This window comes from Microcoleus sp. D3_18_C2, assembly GCF_036702395.1.
GTDB lineage: Bacteria > Cyanobacteriota > Cyanobacteriia > Cyanobacteriales > Microcoleaceae > Microcoleus.
The window spans coordinates 1-5365 of the sequence record NZ_JAUBTG010000117.1 but is presented as its reverse complement, the minus strand read 5'-3'; the positions used below and the strand labels follow the sequence as shown (position 1 = coordinate 5365).

Below are 5365 nucleotides of genomic sequence, written 5' to 3'. Positions count from 1 at the left end.
ATGCAGTTCACGCTTCCGTTGACGCTCTACCTATTATCCTCTCTGGATAGCACTTTTACAAAATCGGGATGCTCCCGATTGCTGTAATCTACTCCTACTGCTGAAATCAAATTGTCATTGTTTATCATTGAATAAATCCCTCTATCAATTGCTACCTGACTAAGATAAACGACATTCAAGCAAGCTCGATCGACCAAAATCAAATATTACCAACTTCCGCCAATTCAGCAGCAGCAACAGAATCTTCCTCTTGCCCTTTATCCCCTTCATCAACCACAACAGATAACTTCAATCCCAAAGCATTTAGCCAACTTGCCAAAGCATAAATTGTCGCACTTCCTTCTCCCGAAAACAAAACATCTAATTTTTCCAAATGCAATTTAGCATCTTCAGCAGACATATTTGGTTCCCCAAGAGCCTCAAATACATCTCGAAGTGCTTTTCGCATGATTCCTAATTCCAAATCGCCTTCTTCCTCCTCAAAAATCTCTGTGAGATAGCCCGCAGAATATGCCGGATCTTTGAGATTTGAAATTTTATAGGGGTGATAAGGTAAGCTCTTAGGCATTGTCATTGTCTTAACTCCTGTAATCTGTCCAGTATGTTTTAGCCTTGCGGATATCTTGCTCTTGAGTGCTTTTATCCCCGCCTATCAACAAAAGTACAATTGTTTCTTCTACTTGTCCAAAATAGACCCGATAGCCGGGGCCGTAATTTATCCTCAACTCATAGACACCTTCTCCGACTGAGCGGTAATCTCCGAAATTTCCAGTCCCAACTCGATCGAGTCGCCGGTCAATCTTAAATTTTGCCTTGAGATCCCGCAGGGAGTCTAACCACTCGGAGAAAGGAACTTTGCCGTCTGGCGTGGTATAACGCTGAATATCTCTGGGTTGTACTTCCATAAAGTCGATCGTACTTGCACCCTCATCTTAATATCGGCGATCGCCCCGTATCCAACCTTCATCACCAGGGCAAACTCAAGATCGCCGCTCGAAAGGAACTCTGCCGTCAGGGGTAGTGTAACGCTCAATTTCTCTCGGTTGTGCTTCCATAATCTTGATTTTACCGACGATCGCACTCCAATCTGTCAGCCGCGCCCGATCGCCCCTTGACTTGATGCGCTACAATTATTAAGAAATCTTTAGTTAGATCCGTTTAACGTTCCAGACGCATTATGAGTCTTCCCATTCGCAACGTCGCCATCATTGCTCACGTCGATCACGGCAAAACCACCCTTGTGGACGCTCTCCTCAGACAGTCCGGGATCTTCCGCGAAGGGGAAGAAATCCCAGATTGCGTCATGGACTCCAACGACATCGAGCGCGAACGTGGCATTACCATCCTTTCCAAAAACACCTCCGTCAGGTACGGAGAAACCCTGATCAACATCGTCGATACCCCCGGACACGCGGACTTCGGCGGAGAAGTCGAACGAGTTCTCGGCATGGTTGACGGCTGTCTGCTGATCGTAGACGCCAACGAAGGCCCGATGCCGCAAACCCGCTTCGTGCTCAAAAAAGCCCTCGAAAAAGGACTGCGCCCGATCGTCTTTGTGAATAAGATCGATCGCGAGCGAGCAGACCCCCACAAAGCCGTCGATAAAGTTTTGGATCTGTTCCTCGAACTAGGTGCTGACGACGATCAGTGCGAATTTCCCTATCTCTTCGGTTCCGGCTTAAGCGGTTACGCCAAAAAACACCTCGAAGACGAAGGGGTAGATATGAAGCCCCTGTTTGAAGAAATCCTCGACCACGTACCACCCCCCGTAGGCGACCCCAACAAGCCACTACAACTGCAAGTAACCACCTTAGATTACTCAGAATACGTCGGTCGCATCGTCATCGGCCGCATCCACAACGGCACGATTAGAATCGGTCAACAAGCAGTCTTAATCACCGAAAGCGGCGCGCTTGTCAAATCAAAAATTACCAAATTGATGGGCTTTGAAGGCCTGAAGCGGATTGATATCCCAGAATCTTCTGCTGGTAATCTTGTCGCCGTTGCCGGTTTTGCTGATGCCTATATTGGCGAAACAATTACCTGTCCGAACGACCCGCAAGCGCTGCCTTTAATCAAGGTAGACGAACCAACTTTGCAGATGACTTTCTCCGTGAACGATTCGCCGTTCTGCGGTCAAGAAGGAAGTTTTGTGACATCTCGGCAAATTCGCGATCGGCTAATGCGAGAACTCCAAACCAACGTCGCCTTGCGCGTCGAAGAAACCGAATCTCCCGACAAATTCCTCGTATCCGGCCGTGGCGAACTCCACCTCGGAATCCTGATCGAAAATATGCGTCGCGAAGGATACGAATTCCAAGTATCTCAACCGCAAGTAATCTACCGCGAAATCGGCGGTCGTCCCTGCGAACCCTTTGAATGTTTGGTGTTAGACGTACCCGAAGAAGCAGTCGGCGGCTGCATCGAACGCCTCGGTCAGCGGAAAGCAGAAATGCAAGATATGCACGTCAGCAGCACCGGTCGCACCCAAATCGAATTTTCAGTCCCCGCTCGCGGTTTGATTGGATTCCGAGGCGAGTTCATGCGCTTGACTCGCGGCGCTGGAATTATGAACCACAGCTTCCTCGACTATCGCCCCCTCGGTGGAGAAATTGTCGCCCGTCGCAACGGAGTATTGATTTCCTTTGAAGAAGGAGTTGCAACTACTTATTCACTGAAAAATGCTGAAGACCGCGGCGTATTTTTCATTACCCCCGGAACCAAGGTTTACAGAGGGATGATTATCGGAGAAAACAACCGAGATGAAGACATGGAGCTGAATATTTGCAAGTCGAAGCAGTTGACAAACCACCGCGCATCTGGTGGTGAAGAATTGGCGCAATTGCAAGCACCAGTCGATATGAGTTTGGAGCGCGCTTTGGAATACATCGGCCAGGATGAATTGGTGGAAGTAACACCACAATCTATTCGTTTGCGGAAGGTTTCTAAGAAGTTGGTCAAACGGTAAAACAACTTGAGGGCTGGCAAAATTGCCAGCCCTTAGTGTCAACTTCAAACTACTGTATTTAAAGGCAATATTAATTTTTATCGAAATCAAAAATAGGTAAAAACGATGTCAACAGTTTATCGTTTAAAAGCCAGCGAACTAGATCGTAAATTTTTAGAACAAATCAAAGCGATTTTTGGAGATAAAGAGATTGAAATAATTGTCTCAGAATGCGATGAAACCGAATATCTTTTGAAATCGGAAGTCAATAAAAACAAACTGTTGAAAGCTATTGAAAATGTTAAAGACAGACAAAATTTAGTTGAAGTCGATTTACAGGATTTGTAATGAGTAGAAGAATTATTTTTGAATCTTCTGCTTTTGCAGATTTTAATGAATGGGCAAAATTAGACAAAAAGATTTATCGCAAAATTGTAGAATTGATTAAAGATATAGATCGATCGCCCTTTGAAGGATTGGGCAAACCTGAACCTCTGAAATACGAGTTAAGTGGTTTTTGGTCGAGGCGCATTGATAACGAACATCGTTTGGTTTACCAAGTTACGGAGGTCGAAATTGCGATCGCAGCTTGTAAGAATCATTATAGTGAATAGTGTTTGATAGTCATGATGCACGGGTGGCCAGAAACCGGGTTTTTCCCTTGAATACTTCGTTACACCTCCTAAAAACTCCCAAAAACCTGGTTTCTTTGAATTCGCGGGTAATCAAAAAAAATGGTTAAAGAATTTTTAGAGGATATTTAAATGGCTATTCAAACATCTATTGCTAATCAGAAGCCAAATATCGAGCAAATTATTTCAGTCATTACTAAACCGATGATCGGAGAAATTTGTCATCAGGTTATATTTAGTTATGGGGATGAATTACGGCTAGATTTCGGTGAGATGTCTGCCTATACTCACCCAAAATTAGCACATCTATGCAAAGGTAGTTGGCAATTTGGCACAAGGGCAACACCTTGGGTTTTCAAGCAAGGCGATCGCATTTTAACTTCTTCCTTGCCAGTAGATATAGATGAGGTAGAAATAGATGAGGTAGAAATAGATGCTGTCAAAAAAGTTTTGCAGCAATTGGAAAATAAAGAATTGATTGATTTTGCGATTTATGCTCATAATATTAGTCTCACTCTAGTTTTTGAGGGTGATTACCAACTAATTTTACAGCCAGATTTCCAAGATGATTCTGGACTTCCCGATTGGGAATTGTTCATGCCAACAGAACAAGTTTTGACGGTTGGGCCTGGATTATTTTGGGAATGTAAATCAATTCACGAAGGTTATTGATCTTAAATTAAAATGAGGATGTGGTGTTTTTCCCAGTCTAGGAGTTGCCAGTAGATTTTGAGTTCTGTGAGGGTGCGGGGCGATGCCCTCTGTGGATTTGGGGCAGTAGTGTTTTTTGATGAGTTGACAGGAAATAAAATATGTGGAATGCTAAAGTAGTCAGACAAGTTCAAACTTTAATTAGACCAGGGTTAAATTTATGGGAGAGGCAAAACGACGTAAGAAACTTAACCCTGATTATGGGAAGCCCACTTCTCAAAATGATCCAATAGGCACAGAAGAAAACTATGAGTGTTATGGAGAACGTGCAGAGTATTTCAGAGATTTAGATTTTTATCTAAATCAGGGTGGGGCTTTTGAAGAAAGTCTTCCTAGATACCATAAATATAGATCCGTGACAGAAAGTCAACTTTTTCAGTTTATTCAAAATGCCATTGATCGGGAAGAGCAAACTGCTACCTATATTCTAAATAAAGTGAAGTCATTGTCTGACCTCACTGAAATTCAGAGCGATTTATTAAGCGTAGTGGATAAGTCGATTATGTCAAAGAGATCTGGCGATCTCAATCAAGCCTTCAAATACTACGATCAAGTATTTAGTCATAATCAAACATGGTTTATGCTTTGGTACGGTCTTGCCAAGCTATTATGCCTATTTCGAGAATACAGGATGGCTTTTGCTTGCATAAAAATTTGCACTTACTTATACCCCAAAATGTGGAATGGCCGTCAATACCATTCTGATCATAATTTGTCATACCATTATGACCAAATATATTCTTTAGCTATAGCTGGCGAGGAAAATGAATCTTATCTCAAGACACTAGGTCGTCCCCTTGATACAATAATAATAGCAGATTCTAACGGAAAAGTTATAGCAAATTCTCCAGTAGGCAAAATAAAAGTAGTCAAGCCAGAATCGCTCTCTTCAGATATCAAAACGCAGGTACAAGGTGATAGTCACAACATGAATGCTTTAGCCTACAACAACCGGGGTGCAGTCCGTAGCGAATTAGGAGATAAAAAAGGGGCGATCACCGATTATAATAAAGCGATTGAACTTCAGCCTGACTTAGCTCAAGCCTACTACAACCGGGGTCTAGTCCGTAGCGAA

Annotated in this window: 7 protein-coding genes; 5 read left to right on the top strand and 2 right to left on the bottom strand. The window is 43.4% G+C overall.

Going from position 1 to position 5365, the window contains the following annotated elements; all coding sequences use genetic code 11:
- Positions 1–199: 199 nt before the first annotated feature.
- On the bottom strand, positions 200–574 hold the full coding sequence (locus QUA88_RS29150) for a transcriptional regulator (protein WP_333275194.1): 375 nt from the start codon (positions 572–574) through the stop codon (positions 200–202).
- Between the two features lie 4 nt (positions 575–578).
- Positions 579–905 (bottom strand): type II toxin-antitoxin system RelE/ParE family toxin, encoded by a 327-nt coding sequence (locus tag QUA88_RS29145; RefSeq protein ID WP_333238296.1) that lies wholly within the window; start codon positions 903–905, stop codon positions 579–581.
- Positions 906–1177: 272 nt separating this feature from the next.
- On the opposite strand from QUA88_RS29145, the gene typA reads away from it, so the two are divergent.
- From typA to QUA88_RS29120, 5 genes are all read left to right on the top strand, one after another.
- Positions 1178–2968, top strand: a complete 1791-nt coding sequence (gene typA / locus QUA88_RS29140; protein WP_333261270.1) for a translational GTPase TypA — start codon at positions 1178–1180, stop codon at positions 2966–2968.
- Positions 2969–3073: 105 nt separating this feature from the next.
- Positions 3074–3295 carry a hypothetical protein gene (locus QUA88_RS29135; RefSeq protein WP_333261268.1) on the top strand — a complete coding sequence of 74 codons (222 nt, stop codon included), beginning with the start codon at positions 3074–3076 and terminating at the stop codon, positions 3293–3295.
- Entirely contained in the window at positions 3295–3561 is a 267-nt protein-coding gene (locus QUA88_RS29130; protein ID WP_332967907.1) for a Txe/YoeB family addiction module toxin, read from the top strand. Before QUA88_RS29135 ends, QUA88_RS29130 begins: the two co-directional genes overlap by 1 nt.
- A gap of 150 nt (positions 3562–3711) precedes the next feature.
- The gene (locus tag QUA88_RS29125; protein WP_333261265.1) at positions 3712–4251 is read left to right on the top strand and encodes a hypothetical protein; all 540 of its coding nucleotides are present in this window, start codon (positions 3712–3714) and stop codon (positions 4249–4251) included.
- A 199-nt stretch (positions 4252–4450) separates the two neighbouring features.
- Positions 4451–5365: tetratricopeptide repeat protein (locus tag QUA88_RS29120; protein WP_333275189.1), on the top strand; the 915-nt coding region annotated here is incomplete at its 3' end.